The sequence below is a fragment of the Rahnella inusitata genome (assembly GCF_965118895.1).
Lineage (GTDB): Bacteria > Pseudomonadota > Gammaproteobacteria > Enterobacterales > Enterobacteriaceae > Rahnella > Rahnella inusitata_A.
This window is the reverse complement of sequence record NZ_CBCPJJ010000002.1, coordinates 207,488-222,861: the sequence shown is the minus strand read 5'-3', so window position 1 is coordinate 222,861 and position 15,374 is coordinate 207,488. Positions and strand designations below refer to the sequence as shown.

15 protein-coding genes are annotated in these 15,374 nt (G+C 55.1%); all 15 read left to right on the top strand.

From position 1 onward, the window contains the following. Positions 1 to 5: 5 nt before the first annotated feature. The 15 genes from ACMHLI_RS02565 to ACMHLI_RS02495 all read left to right on the top strand — a co-directional run bounded on the left by ACMHLI_RS02565 (position 6) and on the right by ACMHLI_RS02495 (position 15,200). On the top strand, positions 6 to 1,844 hold the full coding sequence (locus ACMHLI_RS02565; RefSeq protein ID WP_413528119.1) for a phage tail protein: 1,839 nt from the start codon (positions 6 to 8) through the stop codon (positions 1,842 to 1,844). Between the two features lies 1 nt (position 1,845). Beyond that, positions 1,846 to 2,409, top strand: coding sequence for a tail fiber assembly protein (locus ACMHLI_RS02560; RefSeq protein ID WP_413528118.1), 564 nt, complete (start codon positions 1,846 to 1,848; stop codon positions 2,407 to 2,409). Between the two features lie 63 nt (positions 2,410 to 2,472). After that, entirely contained in the window at positions 2,473 to 2,616 is a 144-nt protein-coding gene (locus tag ACMHLI_RS02555; protein WP_217202976.1) for a hypothetical protein, read from the top strand. 155 nt (positions 2,617 to 2,771) lie between these two features. Beyond that, entirely contained in the window at positions 2,772 to 3,959 is a 1,188-nt protein-coding gene (locus ACMHLI_RS02550) for a phage tail sheath protein (protein WP_413528117.1), read from the top strand. Positions 3,960 to 3,970: 11 nt separating this feature from the next. Then, entirely contained in the window at positions 3,971 to 4,489 is a 519-nt protein-coding gene (locus ACMHLI_RS02545) for a phage major tail tube protein (protein ID WP_217202974.1), read from the top strand. Between the two features lie 54 nt (positions 4,490 to 4,543). Further along, positions 4,544 to 4,855 (top strand): phage tail assembly protein, encoded by a 312-nt coding sequence (locus tag ACMHLI_RS02540; RefSeq protein WP_413528116.1) that lies wholly within the window; start codon positions 4,544 to 4,546, stop codon positions 4,853 to 4,855. After that, positions 4,852 to 5,007 carry a GpE family phage tail protein gene (locus ACMHLI_RS02535; RefSeq protein ID WP_238485070.1) on the top strand — a complete coding sequence of 52 codons (156 nt, stop codon included), beginning with the start codon at positions 4,852 to 4,854 and terminating at the stop codon, positions 5,005 to 5,007. Before ACMHLI_RS02540 ends, ACMHLI_RS02535 begins: the two co-directional genes overlap by 4 nt. Beyond that, the gene (locus tag ACMHLI_RS02530; RefSeq protein ID WP_413528115.1) at positions 5,000 to 7,447 is read left to right on the top strand and encodes a phage tail tape measure protein; all 2,448 of its coding nucleotides are present in this window, start codon (positions 5,000 to 5,002) and stop codon (positions 7,445 to 7,447) included. The genes ACMHLI_RS02535 and ACMHLI_RS02530 overlap by 8 nt, the downstream gene beginning before the upstream one ends. Before the next feature lie 12 nt (positions 7,448 to 7,459). Then, positions 7,460 to 7,924: a phage tail protein gene (locus ACMHLI_RS02525; RefSeq protein WP_413528114.1), complete on the top strand. Its 465-nt coding sequence runs from the start codon at positions 7,460 to 7,462 to the stop codon at positions 7,922 to 7,924. Next, positions 7,921 to 9,084, top strand: coding sequence for a phage late control D family protein (locus ACMHLI_RS02520; protein WP_413528113.1), 1,164 nt, complete (start codon positions 7,921 to 7,923; stop codon positions 9,082 to 9,084). Before ACMHLI_RS02525 ends, ACMHLI_RS02520 begins: the two co-directional genes overlap by 4 nt. Positions 9,085 to 9,169: 85 nt before the next feature. Continuing rightward, positions 9,170 to 9,388, top strand: a complete 219-nt coding sequence (locus ACMHLI_RS02515; RefSeq protein ID WP_413528112.1) for a DNA-binding transcriptional regulator — start codon at positions 9,170 to 9,172, stop codon at positions 9,386 to 9,388. Positions 9,389 to 9,608: 220 nt separating this feature from the next. Continuing rightward, complete coding sequence (copA, locus tag ACMHLI_RS02510; protein ID WP_413528111.1) at positions 9,609 to 12,128, top strand: copper-exporting P-type ATPase CopA; 2,520 nt, start codon at positions 9,609 to 9,611, stop codon at positions 12,126 to 12,128. A gap of 77 nt (positions 12,129 to 12,205) precedes the next feature. Then, the gene (locus ACMHLI_RS02505; protein WP_413528110.1) at positions 12,206 to 13,015 is read left to right on the top strand and encodes a TraB/GumN family protein; all 810 of its coding nucleotides are present in this window, start codon (positions 12,206 to 12,208) and stop codon (positions 13,013 to 13,015) included. A 384-nt stretch (positions 13,016 to 13,399) separates the two neighbouring features. Continuing rightward, a complete protein-coding gene (ybaK, locus tag ACMHLI_RS02500) occupies positions 13,400 to 13,879 on the top strand; it encodes a Cys-tRNA(Pro)/Cys-tRNA(Cys) deacylase YbaK (protein WP_413528109.1) in 480 nt (159 codons plus the stop codon). Between the two features lie 103 nt (positions 13,880 to 13,982). Beyond that, positions 13,983 to 15,200 carry an MFS transporter gene (locus ACMHLI_RS02495; protein ID WP_413528108.1) on the top strand — a complete coding sequence of 406 codons (1,218 nt, stop codon included), beginning with the start codon at positions 13,983 to 13,985 and terminating at the stop codon, positions 15,198 to 15,200. Positions 15,201 to 15,374: the final 174 nt, after the last annotated feature.

The window sequence follows — 15,374 nt, the reverse complement described above, 5'->3', positions numbered from 1 at the left end:
AACTCATGGCGACTTATAAAGCATTACTGACTACAGCCGGAGCGGCCAAAATCGCCGCCGCCACGGCAGGCGGAACGCAGGTCAAAATCACGCGCATGGCCGTCGGTGACGGGGGCGGAAAACTCCCAACGCCTGACCCAAAACAGGCCAAACTTGTTAATGAAGTTTATCGCGCCAATCTCAATCGGCTAAGCATTGATGCCAAAAACAGTAATTATCTCGTGGCCGAGCAGGTGATCCAGCCTGACGTCGGCGGCTTCTGGATGCGTGAAATGGGCTTATACGATGCTGACGGCGTGCTGATTGCCGTCAGCAACATGGCTGAAAGCTATAAACCGCAACTGGCCGAAGGGTCAGGCCGGTTACAGACGCTGCGCATGGTGCTTATCGTCAGTGAAATTGAGTCCGTGGCGCTGAGCATTGACGGCTCCACGGTGATGGCCACAAAAGATTATGTAGACGACAAGCTGGCAGAGCATGAGAAGTCACGTAATCACCCCGACGGCACCACAGTGGCAAAGGGTTTTGTCCAGCTTAGCAGCTCGGTCAGCAGCGACAGCGAAGTGCTGGCCGCGACTCCAAAAGCGGTAAAAGCCGCCAACAATAACGCTAACGGGCGTTTACCGTCCGGCGGAACGGCCGTTGCGGCGAATAAACTCGCCACCGCACGCAAGATTGCAGGTGTAGCGTTTGACGGTACGGCGGATATCAGCATTCCACCTGCAAACGTCGGGGCACTGCCTGCGGGCGGGACTGCCGTTGCGGCGAACAAACTCGCAACCGCACGCAAGATTGCAGGTGTGGCGTTTGACGGTACGGCGGATATCAGCATTCCACCTGCAAACGTCGGTGCATTGCCGTCTGGCGGGACTGCCGTCGCTGCGAACAAGCTCGCCACTGCACGTAAAATTGCTGGTGTAGCTTTTGACGGTACTTCTGATATTAATCTGGGAGCCGGTAACGTAGACGCAGTACCCACAACTGGCGGTGAAGTCAGTTATCTAAAAAATGCAACATTCTATGGCACAAGCCCAGATTCATGGGAGGGGGCAGGAGGCTTTGCCAGTCAGTACACAACCCCCTCAGCGCCTTTCTTTATCCCGTTAGGTTATCGAGCCCCCGCAGGTGTCAGTAATTACCTACCTATCATTAAAGGGCTCGTGCAAACCGCAACCCATGGCTATGGCACGGCAGTAAGCTTTGGGGCTGTAACCTCTGGGACAGCCAAATTTGCGCAGGCTGTCATTCATGTTATCGGTGATAACGGCGTTTCACGGGAATGGTTTTTTGACCCTACTGATGGGGCATTCTCAGCACCCGGAGGGAATATTGTAGCGGGGCAAGGCTTGTACGAATCAGGTGGGGCAGTTCGGGCTTACAGCTCAAATTACAAACCAACACCTGAAGCAATAAACGCCATTCAGCGCGATATGTGCGATATCGCAGGTTTTGCCGCAGGCAATGTTAATGACCCTTATATGCGCCGCTCGGCAACTTATGAAATTGTGCGAATTGCCCGCAGGGATTGGGTGGAGAACAATTTTGCAACTACCACACTCTTGAGCAACACAGATAGCGCTGCCCGCAATTGGGCAAATAACGATTTACGCAATGACATCTATGCCTACGGTAATAACCGATATGTCTACGACGTTCAGCGCGGCAGTCAGGCGCTGGAGAATGCAGGCTGGACTGCTCAGCAGGTATGGGAAGCGCCGACCGGTTGCTTCATGACGGGATTAAACATCCGAACGGATTTAGGCGACTGCCGAATGATGGGGAAATACTACCGCGCGTTAATGATTAGATCGGCCAGCGGAAGCTGGCGTCAGGTGGGGAACTAAGATGATTGCATTCAAAAATATTAAAATGACCAAACAGGTTTTAGAGGATGGTTTGCCGCTGCCCGTACTTTATTTTGAAGATGAAAACGGCAATGACTGGTACACCCTGCGTGACGAAAATTGGAAAGGTAAGAATAGTTTTATTGCTGTGGGGCAGGATGGGTTTATTACGACGTGGGCGGAGAATCCGAACTTCCTCACACTCAGCGAAGGTGTGAGCGTTTATGAAGTGGCGCATACAAATTTACCCGCCGATATTGGGCAAGGCACGTACAGCTATCAGAACGGCCAGTTCATCAAGTTTGAGCCGGTAGCGTCAGAAGTAGCTGAGCAGAAAAGAAATAACTTGCTGAGCAACGCGGCCAACGCCATTACGCCGTTACAGGATGCTGTAGATATTGATGACGCCACAGAGGCTGAACTGCTCCAGCTCAAAGCATGGAAAACGTATCGGGTTGCCCTTAACAGGCTGGATTTAACCACTGCACCTGATATCGCTTGGCCAGAAATGCCGTCGTTAGCAACGATCGGTGAAAACGATCGGTCTGCACTTATTGATCAGTAATAACTATTTGAAAGGTGTGGGTATTAAATCAACAATCCCTTAACAGTTAATTAAGGGGTGAACGTGGAATTAAGTAAAGAAGAGGCCGAATTGCTGGCGTGGTTCATTGGTCTGCACTGGATTGAATTTTCTGAACGTGCAGAGGAAATGGTCAGCGTCTGCGCACTGCATCGGTTGGCTGAAAAATTAGGCCTGAATAATACGTAATTCATCAATAACAACCTAGCCCGGCAATTGCCGGGCTTTTTAATGCTGCGCTTTTTATATGTGCTGTTGTACTGACTCCCTCCCAACGCTCACGCCTCGCCCTGCCCCCCGTTAAACAACAAAATTACCTTGTCTATTTTAACGGAGTTAACCCGATGAGTGATTTTCACCACGGCGTGCAGGTCGTCGAAATTAACGACGGAACGCGCGTTATTACCACCGTATCCACGGCAATTATCGGCATGGTCTGCACGGCCAACGACGCTGACGAAAAAGTCTTCCCACTCAATACGCCAGTCCTTATCACCGACGTGATCGCCGCGCAGGGCAAGGCGGGAAAAACCGGCACCCTGTTACCGGCGCTGACGGCCATTGGTGACCAGTGCAAACCGGTCACGGTCGTGGTGCGCGTTGCTGAATCAGAAGAGGAAGATACTGATGATGCCGCTGCCGAAACGCTGTCTAACATCATCGGCGGTGCGGATGAACGCGGGCAGTACACCGGCATGAAAGCCCTGCTTACCGCCGAAGCCGTCACCGGCGTAAAACCGCGCATTCTCGGCGTGCCCGGTATGGACTCGCAGGAAGTGGCCACGGCGCTTGCCACCGTCTGCCAGTCGCTGCGCGCATTCGGTTACATCAGCGCATGGGAATGCAAAACCATTTCCGACGCCATTAAGTACCGTGGCAACTTTAGCCAGCGCGAGCTGATGCTCATCTGGCCGGACTTTATTGCATGGGATACCACCGCGAACGCCAGCACTACGGCCTACGCTACCGCCCGCGCCTTGGGGCTGCGCGCCAAGATTGACCAAGACACCGGCTGGCATAAAACCCTGTCAAACGTCGGCGTGAACGGCGTGACCGGTATCAGCGCCTCGGTATTTTGGGATTTGCAGGCGTCGGGGACTGACGCTGACCTGCTCAACGAGGCCGGAGTCACCACGCTGGTGCGCAAAGACGGCTTCCGCTTTTGGGGAAACCGCACCTGCTCTGATGACCCGCTTTTCCTGTTTGAGAACTACACCCGCACGGCGCAGGTGCTGGCCGACACGATGGCCGAAGCGCACATGTGGGCAGTGGATAAACCGATGACCGCCTCACTTATCCGCGACATCATCGACGGCATCAACGCCAAATTCCGCGAGCTCAAATCCAACGGCTACATCATCGACGGCAGTTGCTGGTTTGATGAATCCGCCAACGATAAAGACACCCTGAAAGCCGGGAAACTCTATATCGACTATGACTACACGCCGGTGCCGCCGCTGGAAAGTCTGACCCTGCGTCAGCGTATCACCGACACCTACCTCGTCAATCTGGCCGCATCCATTAACAGCTAAGGGCATTCAATATGGCACTTCCTCGCAAACTGAAATACCTCAACCTGTTTAACGACGGCCTGAGTTACATGGGCGTGGTGCAGTCGGTCACGCTGCCAAAGCTGACCCGCAAGCTTGAGAACTATCGCGGCGGCGGGATGAACGGCTCCGCGCCAGTGGATTTTGGGCTGGATGACGACGCTCTCACCGTTGAATGGTCAATTGGTGGGCTCCCGGACAGCGCTCTGTGGGCGCAGTATGCCGCCGCCGGTGCTGCGGATATTCCGTTGCGGTTTGCCGGGTCTTTCCAGCGTGACGACACCGGCGACGTCTCCGCCGTGGAAATCGTTATGCGTGGTCGTCACAAAGAAATCGACACCGGCGACATGAAGCAGGGCGAAGACACCGAAAGCAAAATCACCACGCAGTGTACGTATTACAAGCTGGTGGTTGACGGAAATACGCTAATTGAAATTGACACCGTAAACATGGTCGAAATCGTCAACGGTACCGACATGCTGGAAAAACACCGCCGCAATATTGGTCTGTAATTTTGCGTGGCCGGTGCGCTGGCCACACTCCCCTTACCTACTCTGAGAAAAACCATGAAAAAGACCGACACAGTTACCGCAGACAACAACCAAGAAAACGCCAACGTCGTTACGCTGGATACGCCTATCAAACGCGGCGACACCCTTATCACCGAAGTAAACGTGATCCGCCCGAACGCCGGTGCGCTACGCGGCGTCAGTCTGGCCGACGTGGCCAGCTCAAACGTGGACGCGCTACTGATGGTTCTGCCGCGCATCACCTACCCGACGCTGACAAAAGAGGAGTGCGCCGCGCTGTCGCTGCCGGATATGGTCGGGCTGGCCGGAAAGGTGATTAATTTTTTGTTGCCGAATTCGGAACGCTGACGTTTCCACCGCGGCTGTCGGTTGATGACCTGATGGCCGACGTGGCGGTGGTCTTTCACTGGCCACCGTCAGAACTCTATCCGCTGAGCCTTCCCGAGCTCGTCACATGGCGCGCTAAAGCGCACGAACGAAGTGGACACGCCAATGAGTAACAATGTGACATTGCAGGTTTTACTCAAGGCTGTTGACCAAGCGACCCGCCAGTTTAAATCCATCCAGACAGCGAGCAAGTCGCTGTCTCAGGAAATCCGAACCACCCAACAGTCCATCAGGCAGCTAAACACCCAAGCCGGGCAGATTGAGGGGTTTCGTAAAACGAGCGCACAGCTTGCCGTCACCGGCCAGTCACTAAAAAACGCCAAGCAGGAAGCCGCCGCGCTTGCCCTCCAGTTTAGAAACACCGCCAATCCTACGCGCGCGCAGACGCAGGCAATGAAAGCGGCCAAGCGCACGGCCTCCGAACTTCATCTCAAATACAACGGCCTGCGGCAGTCCGTTCAGCGTCAGCGACAGGAGCTGTCGCATGCGGGTATCAATACCCGTAATTTGTCAGCCGACGAGCGCCGACTGCGCACCTCGCTGAGTGAGACTAACGCACAGCTTAATCGTCAACGGGAGGCTCTGGCTCGGGTCAGCGCGCAGCAGGCGAAACTTAACGCGGTAAAAAATCGTTATGAGTCGGGTCAGCGGCTGGCCTCCGGGGCGCGCAGTGCGGGGATGGCCGGTGTGGGCGTTGCCGCCGCTGGTCTGTACGGTGAGGCTAAATTTATTGCGCCGGGCATCGGCTTTGACAAACAAATGTCAGGAACGCAGGCCATTCTCGGTTTGAATAAGGGCGAGGAAAAGCTCGGCCAAATCCGCAAACAGGCGCGCGATATTGGTGCGACAACGGCGTTTTCTCCGGGCGACGTTGCCCGCACGCAGACCACGCTTGCTCGCTCCGGGTATGACGCTGATTCGGTGCTGGCGGCGACGGGTTCGACGGTCAACCTCAGCCTTGCGGCGGATGTCGATATTGCCGAGGCGGCAGACATCATCACCAATATGCAGTCTGCGTTTAACCTGCCGACCACGCAGATTGAGCGTGTCGCAGATGTCATGACCAAGGGCTTTACCTCGTCGAACACCGGCCTGATTGAGCTGGGTGAAGCAATGAAATACGTCGCCCCTATCGCGGAGGCGGCGGGTGCCAGCATTGAGGACACCACCGCCTTGCTGGGCATTCTTGCGGATAACGGCATCAAAGGCTCAATGGCCGGTACCGGCGCGAGTGCTATTTTCAGCCGACTGCAGGCACCGGTGGGACAGTCTCCTGCGGCGCTCAACGAGCTGGGGGTGAAAACGCGCGACGGCAAAGGGGACATGCTGCCGGTCGAGAAAATCCTTAAATCCATCAACCAGTCGTTTAAAAAAAATAAGCTCGGTACGGCGCAAAAAGCGGAATACCTGAAAGTCATCTTCGGTGAAGAAGCCATGAAAGGCGCGGTCAAGCTGGTGGCCGCAGCCGGAAACGGCAGTCTCGACGCGAAGCGCAATGCGATACAAAACTCATCCGGCACCACGGAGCGTATTGCAAAAGTCCAGACCGACAACCTCGACGGCGATTTAAAAAACCTCGCTTCGGCGTGGGAAGATTTGCAGATTGAGGTTTTCGAAAAGCAGGACACCGCGCTGCGACGCCTGACCACCTCCGTAACCGAGTGGCTCGGCCAGGTCGGCCAATGGACGAAGGAAAACCCGGAGCTGACAAAAACCCTGTTTGCAGTGACCACCGGCGCGCTGGCGATCCTTGGCGTGCTGGGCGGTATTGGCCTCATCGCGTGGCCGGTCATTGCCGGGGTAAACGCGATTATCGCCGTTGCCGGTACGCTGGGCGTGGCGTTCAGCACGGCGGGAGCAACCATTGTGACCGCGCTTGGAGCGATCACCTGGCCTGTCGTTGCCGTCGGTCTGGCCATCGTGGCCGGCGCGCTGCTCATCCGTAAATACTGGGAGCCTATCAGCGCCTTTTTCGCCGGTGTGGTTGAGGGGCTGGGCGTGGCGTTTGCGCCGGTAAAAGAGCTCTTTGCCCCGCTTAAACCGGTCTTTGAATGGCTGGGAGAGAAACTTAAAGCGGTCTGGCAATGGTTCAAAGATTTGGTTGCGCCGGTGAAGTCCACGAAGGAAACCCTCGACGGCTGCAAAAATGCCGGTGTGCTGTTCGGACAGGCGGTGGCCAATGCGCTTACCGCGCCGCTGCGGGCGTTCAATAAACTTCGGGAGGGCGTGGACTGGCTGCTAAACAAGCTTGGCCTTATCAAAGATGAATCTGCCGATCTGGATAAGAACGCTGACAAAGCGCAGCAGCGCGCGAAAAATGATGCCGGGCGCGAGCCGCAGTCTTTACCGCCGGGTGGCCTGCTCGGCGGCGGCTATGCCCCGGTATCCGCAGGCGGTGGCCGAAGCTATACCGACAACAGCAAAAACAACTACCAGATTTCCGTGGGTGCCGGAATGGGTGCGCAGGATACCAGCCGTCAAGTGATTGACGCACTGGACGCCCGCGAACGTCAGCGCCGGGCTGAGCTGCGCTCCCGCCTTGGATACGATTAAGGAGAATTTCGCATGATGTTAGCGCTTGGGTTATTTGTGTTTCAGCTACAAACCGTCCCTTATCAAAGCCTGCAACGCAGCGTTGATTACCGCTGGCCGTCAAACAGCCGTATTGGCCAGCGTCCCGCACTGCAATTTCTCGGCGTGAACGAGGAGAAAATCACCCTATCAGGTGTGTTGATGCCTGAAATTACCGGCGGAAGACTGTCCCTGCTGGTACTCAACCAGATGGCCAATGAGGGTAAGGCGTGGCCGCTGCTGGAGGGCTCGGGCACAATTTATGGGATGTTCGTCGTGGAGAGTCTCAGTGAAACCCGCAGTCAATTCTTTGCCGACGGCAGCGCGCGCAGCATTGAGTTTACGCTGACGCTCACGCGCGTGGATGAGTCCCTGACCGCCATGTTTGGTGATTTGCAGCAGCAGGCTGACGGATTGCTGAATAAGGCCAGTGCGGCCGCGCAGGGAGTGCTGTCATGATAACGGGGCTGACGGTTGACGCAGGGGCAACGCTGGCACCGGCATTTATGCTGACGCAGGCGGGCAATGATATTACGCAGGACATCAGCGCCCGGCTGTTGTCGCTGACGCTGACCGATAATCGCGGATTTGAGGCTGACCAGCTCGATATTGAGCTGGACGACAGCGACGGACAGGTAGAAATGCCGCCGCGCGGTGCGGTTCTCTCCCTGTTCTTGGGCTGGCAGGGCTCGGCACTGCTGGGTAAGGGGGAATTTACGGTGGATGAGATTGAACACCGTGGCGCGCCGGATACGCTGACTATCCGGGCGCGCAGCGCTGACTTTCGCGGCACTCTGAATTCACGGCGTGAAATGTCCTACCATGACACCACGCTCGGTCAGGTGGTTGAGCAAATCGCCGCGCGTAATAAGCTGACGGCCAGCGTGGCCACGCAACTGAATGCCATCAGTATTCCGCACATCGACCAGTCTCAGGAATCTGACGCCAAGTTTTTAACCCGTCTGGCCACGCGCAACGGCGCGGATGTTTCGGTGAAAGCCGGTAAGTTACTTTTTCTGAAAGCGGGGAGCGGCACCACCGTCAGCGGTAAACCTATACCGGCCATGACGATTGAACGCGCCGACGGTGACCGGCATCAGTTCGCCATTGCTGACCGGGGCGCATACACCGGCGTAACGGCTAAATGGCTGCATACCAAAGACCCTAAGCCCAAAAAGCAAAAGGTTAAAATTCAGCGAAAGCCCAAGTTTAAACAACTGCGCGCACTGCAACACCCCAAAGCGAAACCGGTTAAAGCCAAAGCATCGGCAGTCAAAACACCCGAAGCCAAAGAAGGTGAATACATGGCCGGTGAGGCGGATAACGTTTTTGCACTGACCACTATCTATGCCAGCAAAGCGCAGGCCATGCGCGCAGCGGCGGCAAAGTGGGATAAGTTGCAACGCGGTCTGGCGGAGTTCTCCATTAGTCTCGCCATGGGGCGCGCAGATTTATATCCTGAAACGCCGGTGCAGGTTAAAGGGTTTAAGCGCGTCATAGACGAGCAGTCATGGATTATCGCTAAGGTGATTCACTCACTCAGTAATAGTGGCTACACGACGTCACTAGACCTTGAGGTGAGGCTTTCAGACGTAGAGTTTGACATACAGGAGGAATGACCACTATATTTCTTAACTATTTGTTTTAAATGAATTTAATGGTTAAAATCAACGCATCTTAAAGTGATTCATTGAGGTGGTGATCATGTTCCATTGTCCAATCTGCAAATACGCTGCACATACCCGTTCCAGCCGTTACCTGAGTGAGAACACCAAGGAACGTTATAACCAATGCCAGAACATAAATTGTGGCCATACCTTCAAGACAATGGAGTCATTTGACGGCTCAATTATGAAGCCGGGGCATATCAACGCAGTGATGCCTCACCCTACTTCGCAAGGTCAGCAAACCTTCCTAATGTAATTGCATGACAACTAAACCAGCCTCTGCGCTGGTTTTTTTTGCCAAAGAAAAGCCCGCAAAAATGCGGGCTTTATATCGAAGTGTGGTCGCTATGTGGACACTGATTTTATAAATCCTTTTAAATCAGTAAATTAAACGCTTGACCTTCCCCTTGCTGGAAGGTTTATCCTCTATAACTAATGAAAGTTCACTATCGGGTCAAGACAAAAAGGAAATCATCATGACAACAACCGTTTTATCCCTGCAAGGTTTATCCTGCGGACATTGTGTCGCTTCGACGCGTAAGGCGCTGGAAGCCGTGGAAGGCACCACAGCGGTGGAAGTGTCTCTCGACAAAGCTATCGTCACAGGCGATGTCAGCAGCCAGACTCTGATCGACGCCGTGGTGAACGCTGGCTATGAGGCGCAACTGCTGGAGGATCCATCCCCAAAATCTGAGCCGCTGACCGATAAGGCGAGTGTTTTGCCGGAACCCCTGTCAGCGGCTGCGTCACCCGTTCCGGCACAAATTCCTGCCACTGATGACAGCGTACAGCTGTTGCTCAGCGGGATGAGCTGCGCCAGCTGCGTCAGTAAAGTACAGCGGGCGCTGGAAGGCGTGACCGGCGTCGAACGGGCACGGGTCAATCTGGCAGAACGTAGCGCGCTGGTCAGCGGCGACGCCGATCAGGCGGCTCTGGTTGCCGCCGTTGAACGTGCCGGTTACGGTGCTGAAATTATTATTGATGAAACCAAACGTCGCGAGCGCCAGCAGCAAACCGCGCGCAGCAGCATGATCCGCTTCAGTTGGCAGGCCGCCGTCGGTCTGACTGCCGGTATTCCGCTGATGTTATGGGGATTACTGGGCGGTGAAATGATGGTCACCGCCACAAATCAGACCGGCTGGCTTATTGTCGGCGTTCTGACGCTGGCTGTCATGGTGATCGCGGGCGGTCATTTCTATCGCAGCGCGTGGAAAAGCCTGATGCACGGTAGCGCCAACATGGACACGCTGGTGTCACTCGGTACCGGTGCGGCGTGGGCGTTCTCCTTCGCCGTCAGCCTGTGGCCGGACGCCTTCCCCATGCAGGCACGCCATCTTTATTACGAAGCCAGCGTAATGATCATCGGCCTGATCAATCTCGGCCACGCGCTGGAACAACGCGGGCGCCAGCGGTCTTCACAGGCTCTTGAACGTCTTCTTGATCTCACCCCGCCGACCGCGCGTGTGGTTACAGATCAGGGAGAAAAATCTATCCCGCTGGCAAATGTTGAGCAAGGTATGACGCTGCGTCTGACCACCGGCGATCGTGTGCCGGTTGATGGCGAAATACAGAGCGGCGAAGCCTGGATGGATGAGGCGATGTTGACCGGCGAACCTGTCCCGCAGCAAAAATCGCAGGGCGAAAAAGTGCATGCCGGAACGCTGGTAAAGGACGGCAGCGTGCTGTTTCGCGCAGACGCTATCGGCAGCCAGACTACGCTTTCGCGCATTATCAAACTTGTGCGTGAAGCGCAAAGCAGCAAGCCGGAGATAGGTAAACTCGCGGACAGAATCTCTGCCGTGTTTGTCCCTGCCGTGGTGCTGTTCGCGCTGTTCAGCGGCGCGCTCTGGTACTTCTTCGGCCCCCAGCCACAGCTGATGTACACGCTGGTTATTGTCACAACAGTGCTTATCATCGCCTGTCCTTGTGCGCTGGGACTCGCCACACCAATGTCTATTACCGCCGGTGTCGGGCGTGCCGCGGAGTTCGGCGTGCTGGTACGTGATGCCGATGCGCTGCAAAAGGCCAGTACACTCTCGACGCTGGTCTTTGACAAAACCGGGACGCTGACCGAAGGCCAGCCAAAAGTGACGGATATCCATATCTTTGGCGGCATCAGCGAACCCGAGGCGCTTCGCTTTGCTGCCGCGCTGGAACAGGGCTCTCATCATCCGCTGGCGCAGGCCATTGTCGAAAAAGCACAAGGCCAGACACTTCCTGAAGTGCAAAACTTCCGCACGCTTGGCGGTCTGGGTTTACGCGGCGACGTCGAAGGCAAAACGCTGCTGCTGGGCAATCAGGCGCTCATGCAGGAAAATAGCGTTGATGCTCAGGCGGCTGATGGATTGCTTAATGAGATGACAAAGCAAGGCGCGACACCGGTTCTGCTGGCGGTCGACGGGCAGATGGCGGCGCTGTTCGGCCTGCGCGATCCGCTGCGTGAAGACAGCGTCGGGGCGTTGCAGCGTCTGCATCAGCTCGGCTACCAGCTGGTGATGCTGACCGGCGACAACCCGCGCACCGCGCAGGCGATTGCGGCGCAGGCAGGTATTGATACGGTGATTGCCGGTGTACGGCCGGACGGAAAGGCCGACGCCATCAAAGCGTTACAGGCCAAAGGGCAACAGGTGGCGATGATTGGCGATGGGATTAACGATGCGCCAGCGCTGGCGCAGGCGGACGTCGGTATTGCGATGGGCGGTGGCAGCGATGTGGCGATTGAAACCGCCGCCATCACCCTGATGCGCCCGAGCCTGCACGGCGTCGCCGACGCACTGGCGATGTCGCAGGCTACGCTGCGCAACATGAAACAGAACCTGTTTGGGGCATTTATCTACAACGTGATTGGCATTCCTATCGCCGCCGGTGTCTTATATCCGCTGACCGGCACCCTGCTCAGCCCGGTGATTGCCGGTGCGGCGATGGCGCTGTCTTCCATCACCGTGGTGGCAAATGCCAACCGGCTTTTAAGATTCACGCCAAAAAAACAGGCCTAAAAAACAAGACGTTTCCTCTGTTCGCCCAACGTCTGACGCGATAGCATGGTCTCTCATTTTTCGGGAGACCATGCTATATGGCACAGTTTTTTAAACAGACATTCAGCTGGCTACGCAGGCTGCTTCCCGTCGAGTATTCTTATCCCGCCATTGATATTCAGCTTCCAGGCCACCGCTCCCTGCATCTGGTCGGCAGCATCCATATGGGCACGCAGGACATGCAGCCGCTCCCAGCGCAGCTGTTGCGCCGTATGCAAAAAGCCGATGCATTGATTGTCGAAGCGGATATCAGCGGATCCGAATCCCCTTTCGAAATGTCCGGCGAATTTCCGCCGCTGGCCGAACGGCTGCCCGAAGCACAGTATCTGCACGTCGAAAAGTTATGCGAAGAGCTGGGTGTGTCGATGTGGACGCTCAACCCGCTGCCATCGTGGCAGGTCGCGCTGATGTTACAGGCGACGCAGGCACAGCGCCTCGGATTACGCGGAAATTACGGTATTGATTATCAGCTGTTGCAAAATGCCAAACAGCAGAGCATGCCGGTCATTGAGCTGGAGGGTCCGCAGGAACAGTTTGCGCTGTTGCAGCAACTTCCCGACAACGGTCTGGGACTGCTGGAAGATACCCTGACGCACTGGCACACCAACGCCCGCTTGCTACAAACTATGATCAGCTGGTGGCTGGATACTAAGCCGGTGACAACGTTGGATCAGTTACCTAACACCTTCAGCAGTGAGCTGTACGATGTGCTGATGAATCAGCGTAATGTGCGCTGGAAACAACAACTGTCCGATCTTCCGCCGGGAAATTATGTGGTCGCCGTTGGCGCGCTGCATTTGTACGGCGAGGGAAATTTGCCGGACTTGCTGGCAGATAAGAAAGTGTAGATATCGACAGCCCGCATCCTTATTTGGCAAGAATCAAACCCAACCTGGTCTCCCCTTCTGTTTGAAGCCTGTGCGTCCGCCTTCCCTTTTCAAAAGAAAAGCCAGGATGGGTTTGATGTTAAGTTTGAGGAGATCAAAAAAATGGCCGGTGTTTAGGCCGGCCAGTCAAAGAGGAATTTCATTTTATTTTTATAGCTACAGTGCCAGTCTTTGCGGACACGGCACCGGCGGGCACAGGGTAACAACCTGCGCTGGGTCTTGGCAATAACCATTCATTGCACTACTATTTCTCACTCGCTTAATAATCATACTTTATTGTTTAATTTCATCGAATTGAACTGCCGACGATTTTTCGAACAAAAAAGTAATCAGAGATGAAAGATCATGACCCCAGCGGTACTTCTTCTGGAAAAAAATAAAGTCAGCTTCACTCTTCATCCGTACGAGCACAGCAGCGACGAAACTAACTTTGGCGACGAAGCCGTGAAAAAGCTTGGGCTGGATGCGCGTCAGGTCTACAAAACGTTGCTGGTTTCCCTCAACGGCGACGCCAAAAACCTGGCCGTTGCCGTGACGCCGGTAGCCTCGATGCTGGATCTGAAGAAAGTCGCCAAAGCCCTCGGCGCGAAAAAAGCCGACATGGCGGATCCGGCGATCGCCCAACGCGTGACCGGTTATCTGGTTGGCGGCATCAGCCCGCTCGGGCAAAAAAAATTGCTGCCGACGGTGATCGATAGCCCGGCGCAGACGTTTTCCACTATTTATGTTTCAGGTGGTAAACGCGGGCTTGATATTGAACTGGCGGCAGGCGATCTTTGCCGTTTACTGAAAGGCCAGTTTGCTGAGATAGCTAAAGTCGACTGACCCCCAATCACATTGTCTTATCCTCTAAATAATTTGAGTTGCAGGAAGGCGACCCAGGCATCGGCAACTTGAAGTATGACGGCGATAATAAGGTTTACCTGCTATGACCGATAACACGGCAACGCCGGGAAGCCCGCAGAAAGACGCAGTCAAAAAGACTGCGTTTTCTATTCTGGCGGCGATCAGCGTTTCTCATCTGCTTAATGACATGATTCAGTCGCTGATCCTGGCGATTTATCCTTTGCTGCAAAATGAATTTGCGCTCAGTTTCACCCAGATAGGGATGATCACCCTGACGTACCAGATCACCGCGTCGCTGCTGCAACCGCTGATCGGCTATTACACCGATAAACATCCGCAGCCCTATTCGCTGCCCATCGGCATGGGCTTTACGCTCTCCGGCCTGCTGTTGCTGGCGGCAGCGCAGAGTTTCCCGGTGGTACTGCTGGCGGCGGCGCTGGTAGGGACCGGTTCTTCGGTGTTTCATCCGGAATCATCCCGCGTGGCGCGCATGGCCTCCGGCGGACGTCACGGGCTGGCGCAATCGCTGTTTCAGGTGGGCGGTAACTTCGGCAGCTCCCTCGGCCCGTTGCTCGCTGCGCTGATTATCGCGCCTTACGGCAAAGGCAACGTTGCGTGGTTTTCGCTGGCGGCGTTGCTCGGTATTGTTGTGCTGCTGCAAATCAGCAAATGGTATCGCCAGCAAAATCTGATCGCCAAAAAACGCGGCCCGGTGAAAAATACGATAACCGTACTCCCGCGCCGGACGGTGGCGATGTCGCTGGGTATTTTGCTGGTGCTGGTGTTCTCGAAGTATTTCTATCTAACCAGTATCAGCAGCTATTACACCTTTTATCTGATCCACAAATTTGGCGTCTCGGTGCAGAGTGCACAGATCCACCTGTTCGTATTCCTGTTTGCGGTCGCGGCGGGCACGATCATCGGCGGGCCTGTGGGTGATAAGATTGGGCGCAAATACGTCATTTGGGCATCAATTCTCGGTGTCGCGCCATTTACACTACTTTTGCCGCACGCCAATCTTATGTGGACCAGCGTGCTGAGCGTGATTATCGGCGTCATTCTGGCCTCGGCCTTTTCAGCCATTCTGGTATTTGCTCAGGAGTTGATGCCGGGAAAAGTCGGCATGGTATCCGGCCTGTTCTTCGGGCTGGCTTTTGGCATGGGCGGGCTGGGCGCGGCGGTGCTGGGCTATGTGGCGGATATCACCAGTATCGAACTGGTGTATCAGATTTGTGCCTTCCTTCCGTTGCTTGGGATATTTACCGCTTTCCTGCCGAATTTAGAACGTAAAGAGACCTAATCTCCCGACTTATGCTGCCGATACTCAGAATATCGGCAGCATCCAATCCCCTCTCTGCTTGAGTTCTGCCCGATAAAACCCATTTAAATCATCTGTTCAGATTTTTTTTGTTCTCTGTTGGGGATTTACTGCAAAAAGGCCAAAATTCCTCAACGCAGAAATGATTTTTACCAT

Coding starts and splice junctions, on each gene's coding strand:
- ACMHLI_RS02565 (WP_413528119.1), top strand. CDS start 6: ATGGCGACTTATAAAGCATTACTGACTACAGCCGGAGCGGCCAAAATC.
- ACMHLI_RS02560 (WP_413528118.1), top strand. CDS start 1,846: ATGATTGCATTCAAAAATATTAAAATGACCAAACAGGTTTTAGAGGAT.
- ACMHLI_RS02550 (WP_413528117.1), top strand. CDS start 2,772: ATGAGTGATTTTCACCACGGCGTGCAGGTCGTCGAAATTAACGACGGA.
- ACMHLI_RS02545 (WP_217202974.1), top strand. CDS start 3,971: ATGGCACTTCCTCGCAAACTGAAATACCTCAACCTGTTTAACGACGGC.
- ACMHLI_RS02540 (WP_413528116.1), top strand. CDS start 4,544: ATGAAAAAGACCGACACAGTTACCGCAGACAACAACCAAGAAAACGCC.
- ACMHLI_RS02530 (WP_413528115.1), top strand. CDS start 5,000: ATGAGTAACAATGTGACATTGCAGGTTTTACTCAAGGCTGTTGACCAA.
- ACMHLI_RS02525 (WP_413528114.1), top strand. CDS start 7,460: ATGATGTTAGCGCTTGGGTTATTTGTGTTTCAGCTACAAACCGTCCCT.
- ACMHLI_RS02520 (WP_413528113.1), top strand. CDS start 7,921: ATGATAACGGGGCTGACGGTTGACGCAGGGGCAACGCTGGCACCGGCA.
- ACMHLI_RS02515 (WP_413528112.1), top strand. CDS start 9,170: ATGTTCCATTGTCCAATCTGCAAATACGCTGCACATACCCGTTCCAGC.
- copA (WP_413528111.1), top strand. CDS start 9,609: ATGACAACAACCGTTTTATCCCTGCAAGGTTTATCCTGCGGACATTGT.
- ACMHLI_RS02505 (WP_413528110.1), top strand. CDS start 12,206: ATGGCACAGTTTTTTAAACAGACATTCAGCTGGCTACGCAGGCTGCTT.
- ybaK (WP_413528109.1), top strand. CDS start 13,400: ATGACCCCAGCGGTACTTCTTCTGGAAAAAAATAAAGTCAGCTTCACT.
- ACMHLI_RS02495 (WP_413528108.1), top strand. CDS start 13,983: ATGACCGATAACACGGCAACGCCGGGAAGCCCGCAGAAAGACGCAGTC.